The organism is Dyella lutea, from assembly GCF_024158035.1.
GTDB classification, from domain to species: Bacteria; Pseudomonadota; Gammaproteobacteria; order Xanthomonadales; family Rhodanobacteraceae; genus Dyella_A; species Dyella_A lutea.
In genome coordinates, this window is sequence record NZ_JAMZEK010000002.1 from 260,157 (window position 1) to 279,980 (window position 19,824).

General features: G+C 62.9%; 17 protein-coding genes. 1 reads left to right on the forward strand and 16 read right to left on the reverse strand.

Annotation, left to right across the window (positions count from 1 at the left end):
* Positions 1 to 63: 63 nt before the first annotated feature.
* The 12 genes from NC595_RS08385 to NC595_RS08440 all read right to left on the reverse strand — a co-directional run bounded on the left by NC595_RS08385 (position 64) and on the right by NC595_RS08440 (position 12,160).
* Positions 64 to 1,032: a 3-oxoacyl-ACP synthase III family protein gene (locus NC595_RS08385; RefSeq protein ID WP_253565916.1), complete on the reverse strand. Its 969-nt coding sequence runs from the start codon at positions 1,030 to 1,032 to the stop codon at positions 64 to 66.
* Positions 1,029 to 1,658: a PglD-related sugar-binding protein gene (locus tag NC595_RS08390; RefSeq protein WP_253565917.1), complete on the reverse strand. Its 630-nt coding sequence runs from the start codon at positions 1,656 to 1,658 to the stop codon at positions 1,029 to 1,031. The genes NC595_RS08385 and NC595_RS08390 overlap by 4 nt, the downstream gene beginning before the upstream one ends.
* A complete protein-coding gene (locus tag NC595_RS08395) occupies positions 1,655 to 2,389 on the reverse strand; it encodes an SDR family NAD(P)-dependent oxidoreductase (RefSeq protein WP_253565918.1) in 735 nt (244 codons plus the stop codon). Before NC595_RS08395 ends, NC595_RS08390 begins: the two co-directional genes overlap by 4 nt.
* 111 nt (positions 2,390 to 2,500) lie before the next feature.
* Complete coding sequence (locus NC595_RS08400; protein WP_253565919.1) at positions 2,501 to 3,436, reverse strand: hypothetical protein; 936 nt, start codon at positions 3,434 to 3,436, stop codon at positions 2,501 to 2,503.
* A 57-nt stretch (positions 3,437 to 3,493) separates the two neighbouring features.
* Complete coding sequence (locus tag NC595_RS08405) at positions 3,494 to 4,540, reverse strand: aromatic ring-hydroxylating oxygenase subunit alpha (RefSeq protein ID WP_253565920.1); 1,047 nt, start codon at positions 4,538 to 4,540, stop codon at positions 3,494 to 3,496.
* Positions 4,530 to 5,597, reverse strand: coding sequence for a 3-oxoacyl-ACP synthase III family protein (locus NC595_RS08410; RefSeq protein ID WP_253565921.1), 1,068 nt, complete (start codon positions 5,595 to 5,597; stop codon positions 4,530 to 4,532). Before NC595_RS08410 ends, NC595_RS08405 begins: the two co-directional genes overlap by 11 nt.
* On the reverse strand, positions 5,594 to 5,827 hold the full coding sequence (locus NC595_RS08415) for an acyl carrier protein (RefSeq protein ID WP_253565922.1): 234 nt from the start codon (positions 5,825 to 5,827) through the stop codon (positions 5,594 to 5,596). The genes NC595_RS08410 and NC595_RS08415 overlap by 4 nt, the downstream gene beginning before the upstream one ends.
* A complete protein-coding gene (locus NC595_RS08420) occupies positions 5,824 to 7,011 on the reverse strand; it encodes a DegT/DnrJ/EryC1/StrS family aminotransferase (RefSeq protein ID WP_253565923.1) in 1,188 nt (395 codons plus the stop codon). Before NC595_RS08420 ends, NC595_RS08415 begins: the two co-directional genes overlap by 4 nt.
* A 28-nt stretch (positions 7,012 to 7,039) precedes the next feature.
* On the reverse strand, positions 7,040 to 8,974 hold the full coding sequence (locus tag NC595_RS08425; protein WP_253565924.1) for a tetratricopeptide repeat protein: 1,935 nt from the start codon (positions 8,972 to 8,974) through the stop codon (positions 7,040 to 7,042).
* Positions 8,975 to 9,023: 49 nt separating this feature from the next.
* A complete protein-coding gene (locus NC595_RS08430) occupies positions 9,024 to 10,964 on the reverse strand; it encodes a hypothetical protein (RefSeq protein ID WP_253565925.1) in 1,941 nt (646 codons plus the stop codon).
* Positions 10,965 to 11,031: 67 nt separating this feature from the next.
* Positions 11,032 to 11,466, reverse strand: coding sequence for a pilin (locus NC595_RS08435; protein WP_253565926.1), 435 nt, complete (start codon positions 11,464 to 11,466; stop codon positions 11,032 to 11,034).
* A 238-nt stretch (positions 11,467 to 11,704) separates the two neighbouring features.
* Positions 11,705 to 12,160 carry a pilin gene (locus NC595_RS08440; RefSeq protein ID WP_253565927.1) on the reverse strand — a complete coding sequence of 152 codons (456 nt, stop codon included), beginning with the start codon at positions 12,158 to 12,160 and terminating at the stop codon, positions 11,705 to 11,707.
* 514 nt (positions 12,161 to 12,674) lie between these two features.
* Here NC595_RS08440 and NC595_RS08445 point away from each other — a divergent pair.
* Positions 12,675 to 14,702 (forward strand): S9 family peptidase, encoded by a 2,028-nt coding sequence (locus NC595_RS08445; RefSeq protein WP_425493111.1) that lies wholly within the window; start codon positions 12,675 to 12,677, stop codon positions 14,700 to 14,702.
* A gap of 661 nt (positions 14,703 to 15,363) precedes the next feature.
* Here NC595_RS08445 and NC595_RS08450 read toward each other — a convergent pair.
* The 4 genes from NC595_RS08450 to NC595_RS08465 all read right to left on the reverse strand — a co-directional run bounded on the left by NC595_RS08450 (position 15,364) and on the right by NC595_RS08465 (position 19,617).
* Complete coding sequence (locus tag NC595_RS08450) at positions 15,364 to 15,873, reverse strand: REP-associated tyrosine transposase (protein ID WP_253565929.1); 510 nt, start codon at positions 15,871 to 15,873, stop codon at positions 15,364 to 15,366.
* 466 nt (positions 15,874 to 16,339) lie between these two features.
* Positions 16,340 to 17,359 (reverse strand): magnesium/cobalt transporter CorA, encoded by a 1,020-nt coding sequence (corA, locus tag NC595_RS08455; protein WP_253565930.1) that lies wholly within the window; start codon positions 17,357 to 17,359, stop codon positions 16,340 to 16,342.
* 36 nt (positions 17,360 to 17,395) lie between these two features.
* Positions 17,396 to 18,628, reverse strand: a complete 1,233-nt coding sequence (locus NC595_RS08460; protein ID WP_253565931.1) for a lipoprotein N-acyltransferase Lnb domain-containing protein — start codon at positions 18,626 to 18,628, stop codon at positions 17,396 to 17,398.
* Between the two features lie 137 nt (positions 18,629 to 18,765).
* Positions 18,766 to 19,617, reverse strand: coding sequence for a CorC family transporter (locus NC595_RS08465; protein WP_253565932.1), 852 nt, complete (start codon positions 19,615 to 19,617; stop codon positions 18,766 to 18,768).
* Between the last annotated feature and the right edge of the window lie 207 nt (positions 19,618 to 19,824).

Genomic DNA, 19,824 nt, shown 5'->3' on the forward strand with positions numbered 1-19,824 from the left:
TTTTCGCGGGCAATGAGTTTTCGAAGTATCGGGTGTCAAGTGAGTAGTGGCCATGCTCTTCCATTAATCTTTCACGCGCTCGAGAAGAGCCGCCCCCCAGGAAAGCCCCACTCCGAAGCCGACAGTGAGCACAAGATCCCCTGGCTGCAGCTGATTCATCTGCTCCTTCAGCAGCAGCGGGATCGATGCCGAGACGGTGTTGCCGAGATCTGAGTAGTTGCAGGGTGTCTGTTCTTTCGCCAGCTTCAGCTTCTTTGCCAACTGGCCGATGATGAATCTGTTGGCTTGGTGGAAGAGGACCATGCGGATGTCACCCAAGCTGCGGTTCACGTCGGCCAAGGTCTGGGTGATAGCGTCCGGAACTGCTTGCAGGGCAAAGTTCAAGATGCCCGGGCCGTCCATGTAGATCCCCGCCTGTTGGTGCTGGTCGTTGCGCAAGGCAGAGCCTCGGGCGACAAAGGCATCGTATCCGGAGCCGTCAGCAAAGCTTCGGCAATGAACGACCCTGAACCCGCCTCTTCTCGTGGAGAGCATGGTCGCCGTCGCAGCGTCCCCAAAGATGACTCTGGTCGTAAGGTCATGTGGCCTAACCAGTTTCGAGTAGGTGTCGGCATTGACCAGGATGCCACTGCCACCGGTTGCCCGGAGCCAGTTCGTCATGACTTGAGTGCCAATGACGAATCCAGAGCAACCTTGGTTGATATCCAGCACGAAGCAGCTCTTCGGAAAGCCCAGTCGACCGTGGACGCGTGAAGACACACCCGGTATCAGATGGTCTGGAGTCTGGGTGCAGACCAGTAGCGCCCCCACATCGGTTGCTACAGTCCCGGTCTCGGTGAGGAGCGCGTTCGTTGCGGTGCACGCCAGATCGCTGGAGTATTCGTGCTCGGCCGCGACCGGTCTGCTCCTGATGCCCGTCTTATCGACGATACGTAAACAGTCGGCCTCCGCCTGGCCGAGGGATTGTGCATCGTTCTGCTCCCGCAAAGAGCCAAGAGCGGTCCCGATATCGTTGATGTATATGTCCGTCATTGGGTTCGGCCAGGTACAAGGATTTTCGCTGGAACCCCGAATACAGTGGCGCCGGGTGGCACGTTTTTTATGACCACGGTACCGGCGCCAACTACTGCCCCCTCTCCGACCACGATATGCGGCAACACCACGGCGTGTGGGTGAATCGTGCAGCATGGACCCAGCTTGGCGTTGCCGCCAATGAACGCATGGTTGCTGATCGTGCAGCCATCGCCCAGGACGGCATCGTGTCCGACGATGGCAAAACCCTGGACCAGCAGGTCATTACCCAGCGTGACGTTGTTGGAGATGCTGCATGCTCCCAAGAAGATGCTGTTCCTGGTGGCGGAAAGGTCCGATGCGCTGGTCACCTCGGGAAAGACGAGGCTCGCAAAGCGGGCGCCGCGCGATTCCAGTTCGCGCCGCAAGAGGGTGCGCGGCTTCCCGCTTCCCAGGCTGGTCAGATACAGCGCGTTCTCCGTCTGCGTGGGGCTGTGTCCCTTGATGGGGCCCAGCACTTCCGGACCGTCCTGAGTGTCGTCCAAAAATCCCTTTACGCGGTACGGCATGGCCCTGGCCTTGATCCACGCGGCGACTTCGCGACCAAAGCCGCCGCGCCCCAGCAGGATGACGTCTTGCGAGCTCATTGAACCGTGAATCCTCCATCCACCACCACGTTTTGTCCGGTCATGAATGATGCGTCAACCGACAGCAGGAAACGGACCACGGAGGCGATCTCCTCCGGCTCTGCGTAGCGTTTCCCCAGCGGATAGCGTGCCTTGTCCAGTTCAATTGCTTCAGCGGAGAGCTGATGTGAGCCGTCCACGAGTGGCGTCTGCACCATGCCCGGAGCAATGGCGTTCACGCGGATGCCTTTGTGTGCAAATTCCAGAGCCATGACTTTGGCGTAGGCAGCTTGGGCCGCCTTGGTCGCTGCGTAGGCGGCCGTACCCTTCATGCCTATGGACGTTCCAGTGATTGAGGACAGCAAGACAATAGAAGCTTTGTCACGAAGCCTGTTTGCCTTGGCGAGCTCCGCTACCAGGTGAAGCGGGGCAGTCTGATTGACATCCACGGTCCGCTGGTACTTTTCCAGGGAAAAGAAGCGGAGCGGGTTGTTTTCAACGATGCCTGCTGAGCAAACAAGTCCGTCAAGCGACGGCATATCAGCTATCAGCTTCCGATAGCCTCCAAAATCCGTCAGGTCGAATTCGATCGTAGTGACCTTGTCTTTGCCCAGCAGAGCAAGGTCTTCGAGGTGCTTGCGATTGCGGCCTACCGCTATCAGGTGTGCCTCGGTACGGAGAAGGTCGACGACCACGGCGCGCCCTATACCGGAGGTCGCGCCAGTGACCAGGATGTGCTTGTCGGCAAACATGTTTGTGGTTCCAGATGGATCGAATCCGGCTGCTGACAGGGGCGCACGCTCACTTGCATGAGTGCAGCCACTGGCCGCAGCCGAGATTGTCGGAGAAGAATATGCGTGTAGTTAACCGAAGCTGCGGCGCAGCCTCTTTTTCCACTCGGTCTTGACCCAGTTACGGAGGTTGTATCGCCTTTTCTTCCCCACGAAGGGAAGGCTGGCGGTCAACTTGAGCAGGCCCATCGTAGTGTCGATTTCCCTCGCGTGGGATGGCATGCCATCACAGCGAATGGAGATTCTGTCGCTCCCGGCATCATTTGTACGATGGATAACGTCCGCACGCATGATCAGGAGATCGTGCACGTCCAACCTGGGTACTACCTTGCATTTTTCCAGATCGATGTTGATCTTCCAGCCCATGGTTGAGTCGTCGAAATCGTCAATCGCAAACCAGTCATCTACTGCGATCGTCTGCTCGGGAAAGCGCATGCGAAACCAGGCCATCGTGTCTGTCTCAACGCGACGAAAGCGCATTGCGCCGCGGCCCTGTATGCGTCGTGACAGCTCTGTGTCACAGGACTCGAGCACGTCGGAAGGAATGATGGCGAGATTGGCAAGGTCGGGCGACGGCTTGATCACCGGCATGTAGCAGATCAGCCAGTTCCGGTGATCGCCATACAGGTAGTAGCTGAAGTGATCCAGGTGCCAGTTGAGGACCCCTCCCGGCGCCACTTTCGGGTCGCGATGAGGGTTGAATGGAGTCCTCAGTACCGGCTCGCCATGGGCCTCCCGGATACGGATCGCACAGTAGTTGAAGCGGTCTTGGCACATCGACAAGCCGAGCATGCCGCCGATCTCCGGTATGAGGGTCTCGATCTTTCGTCGGATGCCCGACATCTGCTCGTCGGCTATTCCATTGATGACACCATCCGCGAACTTCGGTGCTTCCGCCAGGAATGTCAGCAGATCTTCCGTGACGTCTTCAGCCGCGAGGAATCCCCGCACCACGGAAAAGCCACGAGTCTCGAGTTCCTGAGCAATGGCCTGCGTTGTCTTTTTCATTGCCTTTTGCCTTCGCTCAAGATGCAGCTTGACGTCCCGATTTGCCCATCTGGGCATCTATCGGGATGTTGCCGACATACTTTCCTGATACATCAGGTGAAAGTGCCTGATCCGGCTTTCGTTGGGTTGGAATTGGCACGCTGTCCCTACCGACGAGATGCCGCGCTGACATGACTCGACCAAGGCTTTGTCCTCGAGCAGGGTCGCATTGGCGAAGGAGAGTGCATCGTTCCGAAAGTGCTCCCGTATCGATGGTGCGAGTGCGGTCAGGGCCGGAAGCTCGAACAACGCCCACTCCAGTCGAGTATGGCTGGTGCTGACTGGATACAAGTAACTCATGAAGCCGATGAGGCCGTTTGAATTGGCGAGAAAAAGGTTCGGGAAAACGAAGGCATGGTTGTAATAGTGGCCGGCGTCCTGACTGATACGCCGATACTGGCTGCTCCGGTCATTGCCGTGTCCTTGGCGGGGGGTCATGGTGCTCCACGAGACGCTCCCCTCCATCTCATGGTGGTAATTTGCCGTAGAGGTGAAACCTGCCTGTACGAATGTTTCCTTGTGCACATAACTCAGGTGATATCCCTCCATCACGTTCTCGACCAGCAATTTCCAGTTGCATGCATGGTCCAGGGTTCCCCGGCCAAAAGGCTCGGCCAGAGTCATCCTCAATTTGTCGAAGGCGATCCTGGTATCGGATACATCGGGCGTGGCCCCGAGCCCCACGTAGTAGATGCCATTCGACTCCGCTACGGTATAGCGGATCAATTGCCGTTCGCATATCGCGGCTTCTTCGGCTAATGGCGCATGTTCAAGCGTGCCGTCGCTGCGGTAGCTCCAGCCATGATAGTTACAGCGGAAGGCGCGGTTGCCCGAGCCGGGGGGGTCTATCAGTGCGTTGCGGTGCAGACAGACATTGTTGATGGCGCGCACGCCGTCTGGTGTGTGGCGAACCGTAATGGCCCGGTTGCCGACGAGCAGGCTGAGGTAGTCATTGACGGCGGGCAGGTCGTAAACCGAGCCGACACACATCCGGTCGGAGAAAATCCGCGCCAGCTCCGCGTCGAAGGTGGCAGGATCAGAATAGGCTGCTCGATCAATAGACATGATCACTTTCTGTGATCGGAAGGATCGTGCCCCGGGCCAAGGTCACCAGCGCGCAGCCCCACGACAAGCCGACCCCGAAACCACAGAGCAATGTGCTCCGCTGTGCTTCGGAGAACAATGCAGCGTTGGCGCCGAGCGTCACGGGGATCGAGGCTGAGCTGGTATTTCCAAAGTGCTCAAGGGAGGAGGGGGTCTTGTCGCCCGCAAAGCCGGTTTTCCTGGCGATGGTATCGTTGATCATCTTGTTCGCCTGATGCAGGACCAGGAGATCAACGCTACCACTGTCTATCCCGGCCGCATCCAGCGTTCGCTGGATGCTTGGCGGCACCTTGGATATCGCAAAGCCGAAGATATCGGCTCCACGCAGAATCAGTTGATCCGGTCGGCGAGTGACGCCATCCCGGTCGGTCTCTTGCTCGGCCGGCCCATCGCCAGCCGGTCGCCTGGATGCCAAGCCTCCACGGGGAATGACGATCGCATCCTTCCCAGCGCCGTCCGACATCAAGTCCAGATACATGGCTGGAGCATGTTCGTCCAGCTCAAGAGCGGTTGCCGAACCCGCGTCACCGAACAGTGGCCATGAGCTCTTGTCGTGCTCGGCACAGGTCAAGCTGGATACATCGCCAATCAGCAAGAGCGCCCGTTCGATACCCAGCGTGCGCATCAACGAAGAAACGATTGCCAAGCCATAGGGATAACTGGAGCACCCCAGGTTCACATCGAATGCCAGGCATGAGTTGGGCAATCCAAGCCTATGCTGGATGCCCAAGGATGTCGCTGGAACAGGCTGGTCGCCCGTCTGTGTGATGAGTACAAGTGCGCCGACGCTCTCGGGCGCCCAGGCGAGGTGCTCGAGTACGCGCAATGCGGCGGTCGTGCACAAGTCGGATGCACATTGCCCCGGATGGACAATGTGACGCTCGGCGATGCCGGTCGCTTTCTGGAAGCGAGCCCGCTCCTCGGGGGACAGGTGCACGTAGTCGGCCGTACGCGCAATACGGGTCGGTACCACCGAGGAAACGGCGCGGATGGCTACGCCGGAAATCGGCTTGATCACGCCTTGACCTTGCTGGAAATCAGCGTCCACAGATCCGCAATGGTGCGGGTATCATTGATCGCCTGGCCACTGAGTGTGATGCCGTACTCGGCGTCGGCCATGGCGATGAGCGCCAACGTGTTCAGCGAATCCCATTGGGGCAACTGCTTGTAATCGGTTTCCGGACTGAGCGAACTCGCCTCCGTTTCGATGGCGAAGGCAAATTTTTCGATAAAGTCGTCGATGGTCACGGAGTTGGCTCCTTGTTGATGAGAGCGACGATGACGTCGCGGATGGTGGTCACCACGGCATCGTCAACCGATGCGCCGTTGGGGAGAACGATAACGCGCTCCGCCACCGCCTCGCTGTTGGGCAGCATCAGGCCAGCATGCGGAAACAGGTCGCGGTAGGGCTTCATCTTGTGGCAGCCCGGCCAGAAATATCGGCGCGCGAGAATGTTCTCGGCGTGGAGGGCTGCGACGATTTCGTCCCGGGTCACGGGGCAGCGGTCATCTACTTCAATCACCAGGTAATGATAGCTATTGCGTTCGGACGGCCCGTATTCCAGGACCGATACGCCATGGATCGCGTTCAGTGCGAGCTTGTAGGCCTCGTGATTGCGCCGGTTGATCGCAACGATGTCACCGAAGCCGTCGAGGTTGGCGAGCCCCATGGCGGCGCATACCTCAATCATCTTGCCGTTGGTGCCGGGGTGGATGACGTTGTCATAGCCGTTGAAGCCAAAGTTGCGCATCAGACGGATAGTCTCGGCGAGCTCGTCGTCATTGGTGACGACGGCCCCGCCCTCCATGGTGTTGAAAGCCTTGGTTGCATGGAAGCTGAGCACCTCGCAGGCGCCAAAGCTTCCGATGGTCTGCCCCTTGTAGGTGCTGCCAAAGGCGTGCGCGGCATCGAACATGAGCTTCAGCCCATGCTCGTCTGCAATGGCCTGTAGCTCATCGACCGGAGCGGCGCGCCCCCACAAATGCACACCGATGATGCCCGTAGTGCGCGGGGTGATCATTCGCCGCACCGCGTCCGGGTCGAGGTTGTGCGTGGAAGGGTCGATGTCTGCGAAAACGGGTGTGATCGCTTGCCAGTGCAGGGCGTGGGCGGTGGCGATGAACGTGTAGGAAGGTACGATCACCTCGCCTTCCAGACCCAGTGCTCGAATGGCGATTTCCAGCGCCACGGTGCCATTGCACATGGCGATGCAATGCTTCACGCCCAGCAGGAACGCGATTTTCGACTCAAGTTCGCGAACCAAGGGGCCGTTGTTGGTGAGCCAGCGGTTATCGAGGATCTGGCTGGTCAACTCGAGGAAGCGTTTCTGGTCGCCAATGTTCGGACGACCGACGTGCAGCGGCTCCTCGAAGGCGGGTGGTGCTCCGTTGATCGCCAGGTCTTTGGTGGTTTGAATGCGCTTGGTTGCCACGCGATCGATTCCGGTTTGGGAGGGTGGTTCAATGACTAGCGGGGAGTTCGGCGGTCAGTTCATGGATGTCCGCATCCAGGGAGCCCGCCACATCCAGCTTTTCGAGCTCCCGGATCTGGATTCGCGCTTCGCTGACCTGATTCAGCGCCAGGGCCTCCCGCGCCAAGGTAATCCGATAGGCTGGCTCGCGTGGATCGGCGGCACTTGCCGCTTTTGCCATCCTGAAGGCCAACTCGTGGTCCTTTAGAATATTCCAGGCGTAATCGCCATAGCTCGAAAGCAGTCTGGGGCTGGGCGCTGCGTGGGAAATGGCGGCTTGGAATGCTGCGACCATCTTCTCTGTGGGCAGTGGGCAGCGTCCATCGCGGGCACACTGGGTCAACGCTGCAAGTGAGCTCTCGTCCTGCACGCCCGGCTTCCGGGCCCTCAACTTGCCGATCAGGCTGTCCCACCATGCGTCCTTGATCGGGAGATGCATCCGGGAGTTCATAAAGATCAGCGCCTGCTCCGGCAGGATCGAGCTGTCGGGCAGCTTCATGGCCCGCTCGAGCGGTGCGTACGCCAGCCGGGTGAAGCGGGATTCCGGGTCGTAGCGCGAGTAGATGATGTAGGTCCGGCCCAGCTCGTACTGCGCGCGCGGCGAGTGGGGAGCCCGGTCAGCCAGCTCCACCGCCAGCGACAGCGGATTGCCCCAGGCCTGTGCCGTCATCGCGGTCAGCAGGGCCCACCAGACGAGCAGGGCGCCCAGCAGTGCGCGGCGGACCAACGCGAAGGGCGGGCGCGCTGCTGAAGCAGGCATTGCGGCCAGCGCCGGTATCACCGCCAGCAGCAGTCCGAAGCTGGCGAAATAATTGCGGTGCTCGTAGATCAGCTCAAGCGGCAGGATGGTGCCGGTGAGCAGGTGGCATCCCAGGAACAGCGCGATGCCCAGCGAGGCCAGTGGATACCGTCGTCGCAGGCGCACCGCCATCCAGCCGAGCGAGACCAGCACGAGCGCGCTCGGCAGCGTGGTCCATGGCTGCAGCCAGCCTTGCGAGACATGGAAATCGTCGTGATAGAACGAGAGGTCGCCCGGGGTGGGCGCCAGCGTCCATCCGATGTAGTCCGTGACGATGCGTGCCTCGCTCAGCAGCCGGGTACGCAGGGTGAAATCCCGGGTGGCCCATGTGGCCGGTTGCAGCAGGCCCGGGACAAGCCAGGCCAGACCGAGCACCAACGGCAGCAGCAGCGTGACCACGAACAGGCCCAGGACCGGAAGGCTGCGGCGCCGCTGACGATCGCGAAAATCGAAAAGCACCCACTCTGCCAGTGCGGCGTAGAGCGGGAGCATGGCGGCGGTTTCCTTGGCGGTGAGTCCGATGGCAGTGCCGGCGATGACGCTGGCGCAGCACAGCCACAGGCCGGACGTGGTGCGGCCCTCGAGCATCCTCTGGCGGCCGGCGACATACCCGAGCAAGCCCATCAGCACGAACAGGTTGGCCAGGCTCTCCATGCGCTGCACCACATAGAGCACCCCGGTCAGGTTGACCGGCAGCAACAGCCAGGCCGCGGCAATCAAACCGGCGAGGACGGCTTCGCGGGCGGGGTCGCCGGGGTCGTCCCGCGAGGCGCAGCGAAGCAGTCTTCGCGACAGGGCGAACACGAGTGCGCCGTTCAGCAGGTGGATCAGCAGGTTGGTGGCCTTCATCCAGAACGGATCAAGGCCGGCGGCGAGGTAGTTGGCGGCGAACGTGAGGGACGACAGCGGGCGCTTGAACTGGCTCGACGGCGAGGAGAGCGCCGCCCGCGTCAGCGTGGCCACGCTGGCGTGATCCGGCTGGACGCCATGGTTGTCGACGATGTTGGGGTAGTCGTCGAACAGCCAGCCGCCGGACAGACCCGGCCAATAGACGCAGGCGGTGACCAGCATGGCCAGGTACAGCGGCCATGCCCTGAGCATGGGCGGAAGCTTGGTATGGCGCATCGGAGCCGTGGTAGACGAGCGGCGACCGAAGGGGTCGCCTCGGGCCATCTTAGTGGCCCGCCCCGTTCTTGGCTTGCATCTGGCGGATGGTCGCGATGTCTTCCGCGTTGATCGCCCTGTCATCTACCAGCAGTCGGCGCAATTGCGGCAGCCGCCTGTAGTCCGCGTGCTGCAGGGTGTCGATCGCCCGATCGTAAAGTCCTGCACTGACCAGGTACTTCGCCTCCAGCCGCGGGATCTCCGCGTCCGGGTCGTTCTGATAGGCGGCCTGGAGCTCGGCGATGGTCAGCGCAAGGTTGCCCTGGCTCACCGCCCAGAAGTGCCGCTGATAATGCAGGAAACCGGCGGCCACGCCGTTCTGTGCATAGGCCGGATTGGCCAACAGGGTGCTGCTCAGCGACCACCAGTGCTCCGGGGTGAGTGCCGGACATTGATGGCCGAACGCCAGCTGCCGCAGCGACTCCATATTGCTGAAACCGGTACGGTCAAAGTGGGCATCCTTGAAAACCTGGTCAAGATGGTCGAGGTCCGCCACATCCAGAGTGCCCTGCATGCAGCGTAGATACACACGTGCTACGCCCAGCCCACTGTTGAGTGGGTACTGACGGATGGCTCTGTCCAGCACGTTCATGGCAGCCTGCAACTGGCCGTGCTGGGTCAGGCGCTCCACTAGGAACGTCTGCGCGCGGATCGAATCGGGGTCGGTGTTGGCCCAGGTCAGCGCCAGCCGGTCGGCCGAGCTGTAGGTGCGTGCACTGAGCGCGGTGGTCAGGGTGCAGGCGGCCAGCCAGGCCACGGCCAGCACCGAAGCCAGGCGTCGAGCCGTGCCCGGGGCCATGCGTGCCAGGGCCAGTCCCAGCGCCACGAACGGGCCGATGATCGGCACGTAGTTGCGATGCTCGAAATACAGCTCGAGCATGATCGTTGAACTCTCCAGCAACTGCCCGCCCAGGTACCACAGCACCGCCAGCGCGAACAGCGGCCAGCGGCGCCGGCCGAACAGCGCGGCGCCCGCTGCCGCCAGCACGAGCGCGAGCGCCGGCAGGGTGGTCCAGGGCGAGAGCAGGCCGCGCGAGACCACGAAGTCATCGTGGTACAACCCGTACAGGCCGAACCGCGGCAGGAAGATATTGCCGAGGTAGCTGGCGAGCACCCGTGGCTCGGTCAACAGGCGTTCGCTGAGGGAAAAGTCTCGTATCCCAATGCGAAGGCTGCCAGGGATAGTCCAGAAAAGGAAGCTGAGTACAAGCAGCACGGCGGGCCAGATCAACAGCCGGCGCCACCAGGCCAGTGCGCGCGGCAAACGCTTTACCCCGTCATTGCCTAGCGTACTGTCGATTACCAGCGCGTAGAGCGGAAGAAGCAGTCCGTTTTCCTTGCTGAGCACGGCCAGACCGGTACAGGCACCCAGCCCCAGTGCCATCCAGACACCTCGCCTCCAGGCAGGGAGGTCATCGCGCAACAAGCCGTGGAGATATGCAAGCAGGCCGATGACGGTGAACAACGCCATCAGCAGAGTCATCCGCTGCACGACCAGCGAGACTCCCGACAGCTGGATGGGGTTGAGCAACCACGCAGCGGAGGCGAAGAGGGCGGCCCAATCGGCGCATTCGCTCCCACCCTCTTCGGCCGTCCGGGTGGAAAGCCATAACCTGGCCATGCGCCTGGCCAGCAGGTACACCAGTAAGCCGATGGTCAAGTGCAGCGACAGGTTGACCAGCTTGAAGGGGAACGGCTGATCCGGCCAGTCCGCCTTTTGCAGCAGGAAACTCAGCATCGCAATCGGGCGGCCCGGGAAATCACGCGGCTGCGACAGGTAGATACCCAGGTCGCGCCAGCTCGATACGTGGTCGATGCTGGTCAGCGCGGCCAGGTTTGGAAAGTCGTCGAACAGGAACGGCCCATGCAGTGCGGGCCAGTAGATCAGGGCGCATACGATTAGCGTGGTGCAAAAAAAAATATTGCGTGTGCTAAAGATTTGCGCTGTCACAATGTGTTTTCCAATCTTGGTTCATGCCGCCTAAGAGAATACACCTCGGGAGCATGCTTTCTAATAATTATTGGCAGGATCTCGGCACATAATTCGCAGGGGCGTCCGTGGAGCAGGCCCATTGGAAGGAGCCGCTGCCGAGCGGACTCATGCTGAAAGTCACGGTCTTTCCACGAAGTCGGGGAGTCACCGAGTTCGTCCGCATAAAGGCCGTAATGACGCAGCCGGAGGCGCCTGGTGCGACGGTTGCACGCTCCACGTACTTTCCGGAGTAGCTGGTCGCCGTTTCAATTGGACTGTTACCGCTTGTGGGGCAGCTGCCATTCTGGGTGTAGTACTCGGCGACGTCGGTTTTCAGGCCGTCTACGACGGTAAACGCCTCACTCAATTCGGCCTTGCCGGTCGAGTTGGTATACACCGTGACTGCGAGACTTGCCAAAATGGCGATTATCGCGACCACGATCATCAATTCTATGAGAGTGAATCCTCGAATCTGGCGCATGGCAAGTCCCCTGATAAATAAATCTTTTGCTCGCGCTCGGTCGCGAGCATATTGGTGTTCGCGGCGCAAATTACGATGTTGGGAGGTGTGCCGATAAGAAGCTGGGCTCGGATTTCCATATCTGCTAACGGTTGTTGGCTCAAAAAAAGAGCCCCTCTAGGAGGGGCTCCTTCGCTCGAGTCGGCTATAGGGCGCTTGGCACTGATGCTTTAGTGCTCGGGCCGGCCTTCGCCGAGTCTTAGTTGCCCACGCAAGCCTGCGGGAGATACTTGGTGTCAATACCGCTGGCGTGGCTCTTGTCGCACACCCAGGCGAACGAGCCGCCGTTGTCCGTGCCGGTGAAGATCACCTGCTGACCGCCGAGCGGCTTGGAGACCGAGCCCGTCGGCTTGAACTTGACCGTAATGGTGCAGGTCGGCGCAGTACCACCCGCCGTGGCGGTCTGGACGTACTTGCCGGAGTAGCTGGTGGCTAGGGCAATGCCGCCCGTTCCCGGGCCCGGGCAGTTGCCGGTCTGGTTGTAGTACTCGACGATCGGCGTCTTCAGGCCGTCGGCGATGGTCTGCGACTCGGAGAACTGCGACTTGGTGACGTAGTTCTGGTACTGCGGGATGGCGATGGCCGCCAGGATCGCGATGATCGCAACCACGATCATCAGTTCGATCAGGGTGAAGCCCTTCTGCATGCTCTTCATGGTGGTTCCTCTTCTTTGGTTAGCTAACCGGATGATGCCCCCTGAGCCCCAGTCCCATATCCCCCTAGGCGGGATCGGACCCCTTTCACGGTCAGGAACGACCAGGAAGCTCGCAGACTGACAAGCACTGAGCATGCCAGCCTGCGGCGCCAATTTCTCCACATTGGCGACCGTTCTGATTGTGCATGCGATCACGAAAGGCTTACAAGGCAATAACTGCTTGTCGAGACAGGTTCCGAAGCGTGAACCAGTCGCCAGGACGAGATGTGACCATATAGGGCAGTAATGGACGCATGACGTCATGACCGTGGTGGGTTGGCCGAACAGCGGGGGCGCACGATTGCAGCTTGGCGACGGATGATTGCCTCGGAGAGGCTTTGTTCCGTGCTTGCGCTCGCGTTCTTGGCCAGCGACGCTTTGTCGCTTGATTCGACAGGTCGCTTCGAGGGGAAATGACATGAAAGTATGGGTGCTCGGTCTGGGGCTTGCGGGTCTTGCGTGGGGTTGTGCCGCGATGGCGGCGGGTTCAGGTCACCCCTTCACCGTCCACGACCTGGTCATGCTCGACCGTGTCAGCGACCCCCAGCTCTCGCCGGATGGTCGCTATGCCGCCTTCAGCGAGCGGCGGACCGACTATGCGGCGAACAAGGGCATCACCGCCGTGTACGTGCTGGACCTGAAGGGCTCGCACCAGCCGGTGCGGGTGGCCGACCATGCCGGCTCGGCGCGCTGGGCGCCGGACGGACGCAGCCTGTATTACGTGGCGCCGGCCGATGGGGTGGCGCAGCTGTGGCGGGTGACGATGGACCCTGCCAGGGGTGTCCAGGGCGGCACGCCGGTGCAGGTGAGCCACGGCGTGCTCGATCTCGGCGGCTACGCGCTCTCGCCGGATGGCCGCGCCGTAGCCCTGGATTACGAGGCGTACCTGGACTGCGCCGACCTGGCCTGCACCAAGGAGCGCATGGACGGCAACGCCTCGGACAAGTCCACCGGCACGCTCTACACGAAGTTGTTCGTGCGGCATTGGGATGCCTGGGCGACGGGTCGCCGCAACCAGTTGTACATCGCGCGCTTCAACGCGCAGGGCCAGTTGCCGGCCGAGCCCACGTGGCTCAGCAAGGGCATCGACGGCGACGTGCCGAGCAAGCCGTTCGGCGGCATAGAGGAGATCGCGTTTTCGCCGGACAGCCGCAGCGTGTACTTCGGTGCGCGCATCGCCGGCAGCAGCGAGCCGTGGTCGACCAATTTCGACGTCTACCAGGTGCCGGCGGATGGTTCCGCACCACCTCGCAACCTCACCGCGGCCAACCTGGCCTGGGATGCCTACCCGGTGCCCTCGCCGGACGGTCGCACCCTGTACTACCTGGCGATGAAGGAGCCGGGCTTCGAGTCCGACCGCTTCGCGATCATGGCGATCGACCTGTCCAGCGGCGCGATCCGCGAGGTCGATCCGCACTGGGACCGCTCCGCCGGCAGCCTGTCGATCTCGGCCGACGGCAAGACGCTGTTCGCCACTGCCGACGATGAGGGCCAGCATCCGCTTTTCGCCATCGATGCGGCGAGCGGCGCCGTGCGCAAGCTGGTCGGCGAGGGCACGGTCGGTGGCTACTCGATGGCCGGCGACACGCTGCTGCTGGCGCGCGATGACCTGAGGCATCCGGCCGACCTGTACACCGTGAAGGCCAGCGGTCGCGGCTTGCGCCAGGTCACCCACGCCAATGCGGCACGGCTCAAGTCCGCGCAGATGGGGGACTTCGAGTTCTTCACCTTCTCCGGTGCCGGCGACCAGACGGTGCAGGGCTACGTGGTGAAGCCGGCCGGCTACCAGCGCGGCAAGCGCTATCCGGTGGCCTTCATCGTCCACGGCGGTCCGCAGGGTGCGATGAACAACGGCTGGAGCTACCGCTGGAACCCGCAGACCTACGCCGGCCAGGGCTTTGCCGTGGTCACGGTCAACTTCCACGGCTCCACCGGTTACGGCCAGGCCTTTACCAACGCCATCTCCGGCGACTGGGGCGGCAAGCCGCTGGAGGATCTGAAGCTTGGCTGGAAGGCGGCGCTGGCGAAGTACGCCTTCCTCGACGGGGACCGTGCCTGTGCGCTCGGCGCCAGCTACGGCGGCTACATGGTGTACTGGATGGCGGGTGTGTGGAACCAGCCGTGGAAGTGCTTCGTCGACCATGACGGCGTGTTCGACGCGCGGATGATGTACTACGCCACCGACGAACTGTGGTTCGAGGAGAAGGAAAACGGCGGCACGCCGTTCGATCACCCGCAGAACTACGAGCGCTTCAACCCGGTCGACCACGTCAAGGACTGGCGCGTGCCGATGCTGGTGGTGCACAGCGGCCACGACTTCCGCATCCCGATCACCCAGGGCCTGGGTGCGTTCACCGCCCTGCAGCGCCGGGGCATCCCCAGCGAGTTCCTCACCTTCCCGGACGAGAACCACTTCGTGCTGAAGCCGCAGAACAGCGTGCAGTGGCACGAGACGGTGAATGCGTGGCTGAAGAAGTGGACCTCGGGGGCTGCAAGCCCGTAGGTGCGGCTTTTGTAGGAGCGACTTCAGTCGCGACGCTGCGGGAGTGAGGTGGGCTGTCGGGGCTGAAGCCCCTCCTACGGGGGGCGGCGTGTGGGCGGCTGTTGTGGGAGCGACTTCAGTCGTCACGCTGTGGGCGTGAGGTGGGCTGTCGGGGCTGAAGCCCCTCCTACGGGCGCGGTGTGTGGGCAGCTGTTGTGGGAGCGACTTCAGTCGTCACGCTGTGGGCGTGAGATGGGTTGTCGGGGCTGAAGCCCCTCCTACGGGGGCGGTGTGTGGGCAGCTGTTGTGGGAGCGACTTCAGTCGCGACGCTGTGGGCGTGAGATGGGTTGTCGGGGCTGAAGCCCCTCCTACGGGGGCGGCGTGTGGGCGGCTGTTGTGGGAGCGACTTCAGTCGCGACGCTGTGGGCGTGAGATGGGTTGTCGGGGCTGAAGCCCCTCCTACGGGGGCGGTGTGTGGGCGGCTGTTGTGGGAGGGACTTCAGTCGCGACGCTGTGGGCGTGAGATGGGTTGTCGGGGCTGAAGCCCCTCCTACGGGGGCGGTGTGTGGGCGGCTGTTGTGGGAGCGACTTCAGTCGCGACGCTGTGGGCGTGAGATGGGTTGTCGGGGCTGAAGCCCCTCCTACGGGGGCGGCGTGTGGGCGGCTGTTGTGGGAGCGACTTCAGTCGCGACATGCTTGCACGTCATGCAGCCATGCCAGGTCGGCGGTATAGGTCGTATCCCAGTACGGATAGTCCAGGGGATGCTCCACCAGTCCGGCTCTCACTGGATTGGCGATGAGGTAGCGCAGCGTCGCGGCAATGCCCTCGTCCTGACGCAAGGCGCGATCATGAAAGCCCGGCTGCCAGACGCCTCCGCGACGTTGGCAAGACCTGTTCACGGCGTGAGCCGTTGTTCCCTTGAAACGCTGCATCGTGGCTGCGAGCGTAGTGCCATGGCCCAGTTCGATTAAGCCATGCCAGTGGTCGGGCATCAGCACCCAGCCCAGACATCTGGCTGGGCCCCACGTCTTGGCCGTCGCCGAGAGTGAGGAAACCACGCTGGCCAACTGCCGATCCAGAAAAATGCGCTGGCGGCCTGCGGTGACGGTGGTGAGCAGGTATATACCGCCCGGGATCGAGTGTCGGCCGCGGCGCAGTTGTCGGTATCCGACGTTAGCTTGCTGGGTCATGCCGGCAGGATCACCCGTAGCTGGATGTTGGTCTGTCGGTTGCAACCGAAAAGGGTGTGGTGCCCGACCGTGGCGCGGTCACATTTCCCAGGGGCGGTGCCGAACCAGCCCTGCCGGGGTTGATCGGCGGTCGGGGCTGAAGCCCCTCCTACGAGGTCGAGGGGCTGGGCTTTGTGGGAGCGGCTTCAGCCGCGACGCTGTGGGCGTGAGGTGATGGTTGTCGGGGCTGAAGCCCCTCCTACGGGGGTGAAGGGCTGGGCTTTGTGGGAGCGGCTTCAACCGCGACGCTGTGGGCGTGAGGTGATGGTTGCCGGGGCTGAAGCCCCTCCTACGGGGGTGAACGGCTGGGCTTTGTGGGTGCGGCTTCAGCCGCGACGCTGTGGGCGTGAGGTGATGGTTGTCGGGGCTGAAGCCCCTCCTACGGGGGCGATTGCTCAGGATCGAGCTTGGCGCCGTTTCCGTCCGCTCACAGCCAGCGCGACTTGCGCAACCAGGCGAAGATCCCGCCGACCACCGCGATCACCAGCACGATCATGGTCGGGTAGGCCCAGGGCTTGTCCAGTTCCGGCATGTGGTGGAAGTTCATGCCGTACCAGCTGGTGATCAGGGTCGGTGCGGCCAGCATGGCGGCCCAGCCGGCGAGCTTCTTCATCACCTCGTTCTGGCCGAAGGTGACCAGGGACAGGTTGATGTTGATGGTGGCGCCGAGCATTTCGCGCATCGCGCTGACCGACTCGTTGACGCGGAACACGTGGTCGTAGACGTCGCGGAAGTAGGCGCGCAGGTCTTCCGGAATGAGGTTGGGATGCAGCCGCACCAGCTGGCTGATCACGTCCTGCAGCGGGGCCACCGCCAGTCGCAGCGTCATCAGGTCACGCTGCATGTCGTAGAGGCGTTTGACCGTATCGCGGTTGAAGGCTTCGGCGAAGATGTCCTGTTCGAGTTCCTGCAGCTCCTCGCGGAAGTCCCGTACGATCGGCATCAGGTTGTCGACGATGAAGTCGAGTACACCGTAGAGACCGTAGCTGGGGCCGAGCGCGAGCAGGTCGGGCGAGTGCTCGCAGGTGCGACGTGCCGGTGCGTAGGAGAGCGAGGCGCCATGGCGCACCGTCACCAGGTAACGCGGTCCGAGGAAGATGTGGGTCTCGCCAAAGGCCAGCTTGCCGGCCACCAGCTGCGCGGTCTGTACCACGATGAACAGCGAGTCGCCGTACGACTCGATCTTGGTGCGCTGGTGGGCGTGGTGGGCGTCCTCGATCGCCAGGTCGTGCAGGTCGAATTCCTCCTGCAGCTTTTCCAGCAGCGGTTCGTCCGGCTCGTGCAGGCCCACCCATACGAAGGTATCCGGCTCGGCCAGCACGTCGCTGATCGCGTCGAGCGTGATGTCGCCGATACGCCGGCCGTCGCGATGGTAGGCGACGCAATTCACCACCATCTGGCCAGGCGAAACGGGAGTGTCGGTGCAGGCGGGCGTGGGTAGCGGCATGGCCGAATCATGCCCGCCCGATGCGTGAAGGGGCAATCACGCCACGCCGGTGGGTGCCCCTCGTGCCGCACGCAGCGACCACGCAAGCGCCAGCCACAGCGGCAGGCCCAGCAGTAACCAGGGCTGGTTCTGCTGGACCACGCCCGGCAGCAGGTGCAGCGCAAGCGCGGCCAGGCCGGCCAGCAGTTGGCCGATCAGCAAGAGGTCTTCCCACTTTCGCGCCGGGCGCAGGTGAACCGCGCGCCAGACGGCGGGGATGAGGGCGAGTGCGAACGGGTTGAACAGCAGCAGGTTGGCGTTGGCCCACGCCGAATGGTGGCTGGTCAGCGTCCACAGGCCGAGCATCAGCAGTCCCGCCAGTCCGGCCAGCGACAGCCACAGCGTGCCGAGGACCGCGAACATGACCGGCGCCCGGCGGCGGGCGAGGATCAGCAGCAGCGCGATCGTCGCTCCGGCCACGCCCAGCGGACCGCGCAGGTCGGGCGCCTGCGGTGGCGGAACCTGGACGCGGTTCGGCGAGACCTCCCGCTCGTCCACGACCAGCGGTTGCTCACCGCCGCGGCCATCGGGCACCTTCACCGAGCGCAGCTCGTGCTGCAGCACCATCGGGATGAAGCTCTCCTGCCAGCCGGTGAGCGGCTGGTCGGCGTAGGGGCCGAGGCCGAAATCGAGCAGCAGCATCAGCCAGGGCTGGGCGCTCATCAGGCGGTTGGTCTGCTGGCGGAAGGTCATGCTGCCCGGACGCTTGGTCAGGGTGGCCTTCAGGAGGCCGCCGAGCGCCTTGTCCAGCGCATCGCGGACACGGGTGCTGCAGTTGTCGACGTAGTAGTCGTAGTCGTATCGGGCATTCCCCGGGCGCAGGTTCCACAGCAGGAAGTCGCGCAGGGCGGCGGCCTGCTCCGGAGTGAAGGCGAGGCGCTGGCGGGTGATCGAGCGGCCGGCCTGCACGTACCACGCGGTATCGTCGTCCGTGGGCTCGGCATCCATCAGGTAGTGCATGCGGCCGCGTGCGAAGTTGAGCAGGAAGCCCTTTTCGTCGAAGTCGAACACGCCGTAGTTGAAGCTGATCGCCTGGCCGTCCCGGGTATCGCGAAGCTCGATGGCAATGTGCCCGAAGCGCTCCCAGTAGGTGTCGCCTGGGCCATAGGTGATCACCGTGACCTGCAGCTGGTCGCCCGGGGCATCGGTGATGCCGGCATGGGCGGGCAGGGCGACGGCGCCCAGGAGGATCAGCAGGAGCAGCGCAAGGCTGCGGCGTATCAGGTGCATCGGGGGCACGCCGTGGAGCGGGGAGGACGTCACTCTAGAGGGCGCCTGCCGGTGTGTCGACGCAGGAGCGCATCCTGTGCGCGATGCTCTTCGTCACGTGACCAAAAGCTGTCGCGCACAAGGTGCGCTCCTACAGGTCAGTCCTGCACCGGCCGCGGGCCGACACGGAACTGCTGTACGCGCCGGTCGTCGGCTTCGGTGACGTGGAACAGAAAATCGCCGATGGCGATCTCCTCGCCGACTTCAGGTAGATGGCCGAACTCGGAGGTGACCATGCCGCCGATGGTGTCGAACTCCTCGTCGGAGTAGGTCGAACCGGTCTGCTCGTTGAAGTCGGCGATCGGGGTGAGTGCGCTGACCAGCCAATCGCCGCCCGGCTGGGCGTGCATCAGGGTGGGTTCTTCCTCGTCGTCGTGCTCGTCGTCGATCTCGCCGACGATCTGCTCGAGCACGTCCTCGATGGTGATCAGGCCGGCCACGCCGCCGTACTCGTCGACCACCAGCGCCATGTGGTTGCGGGTGAGCCGGAACTCGGCCAGCAGCACGTTCAGCCGCATCGACTCGGGAATCAGCACCGCCGGGCGCAGGATGGCGCGGATGTCGAAATGCTCGCCGTCGCCGAAGTACTTCAGCAAGTCCTTGGCCAGCAGGATGCCGAGGATCTCGTCCTTGTCCTCGCCGTGGACCGGGAAGCGGGAGTGGCCGGATTCGACCACTGCGGCGAGGATGTCATTGAGCGGGGAGTCGGCCGAGATCATCACGATCTGCGCACGCGGGACCATCACGTCGTCCACGCTCAGTTCGGTGACCTTCAGCGCACCCTCGACCATGGTGAGGGTGTCTTTGGAGAGGAGGCCGTTGGCCTGGGCTGCTCGCAGCTCCTCGACCAGTTCCTCGCGATTGCGCGGCTCGCCGGAAAACATGTGGCCCAGTCGATCCCACCATGATCGGTGGGCCGGGCCGCCGGTACTGCCAGGGTCGTCGTTCATTACTCTGGGAAGCTCTGCCCGAAGCCGGGCGGAAACGGCAGTCTAGCCGAAATGACCTGTCGATTCAGCGCATTGGGGAGCATGGGGAGGTGGCGTGATGCGGAGCCGTGTCACTGTCGGGGCTGAAGCCCCTCCCACAGGGAGCCGGGCGGGCTTTTGTAGGAGCGGCTTCAGCCGCGACTCTGGTGGCTTGCGGTACGGGTTGTC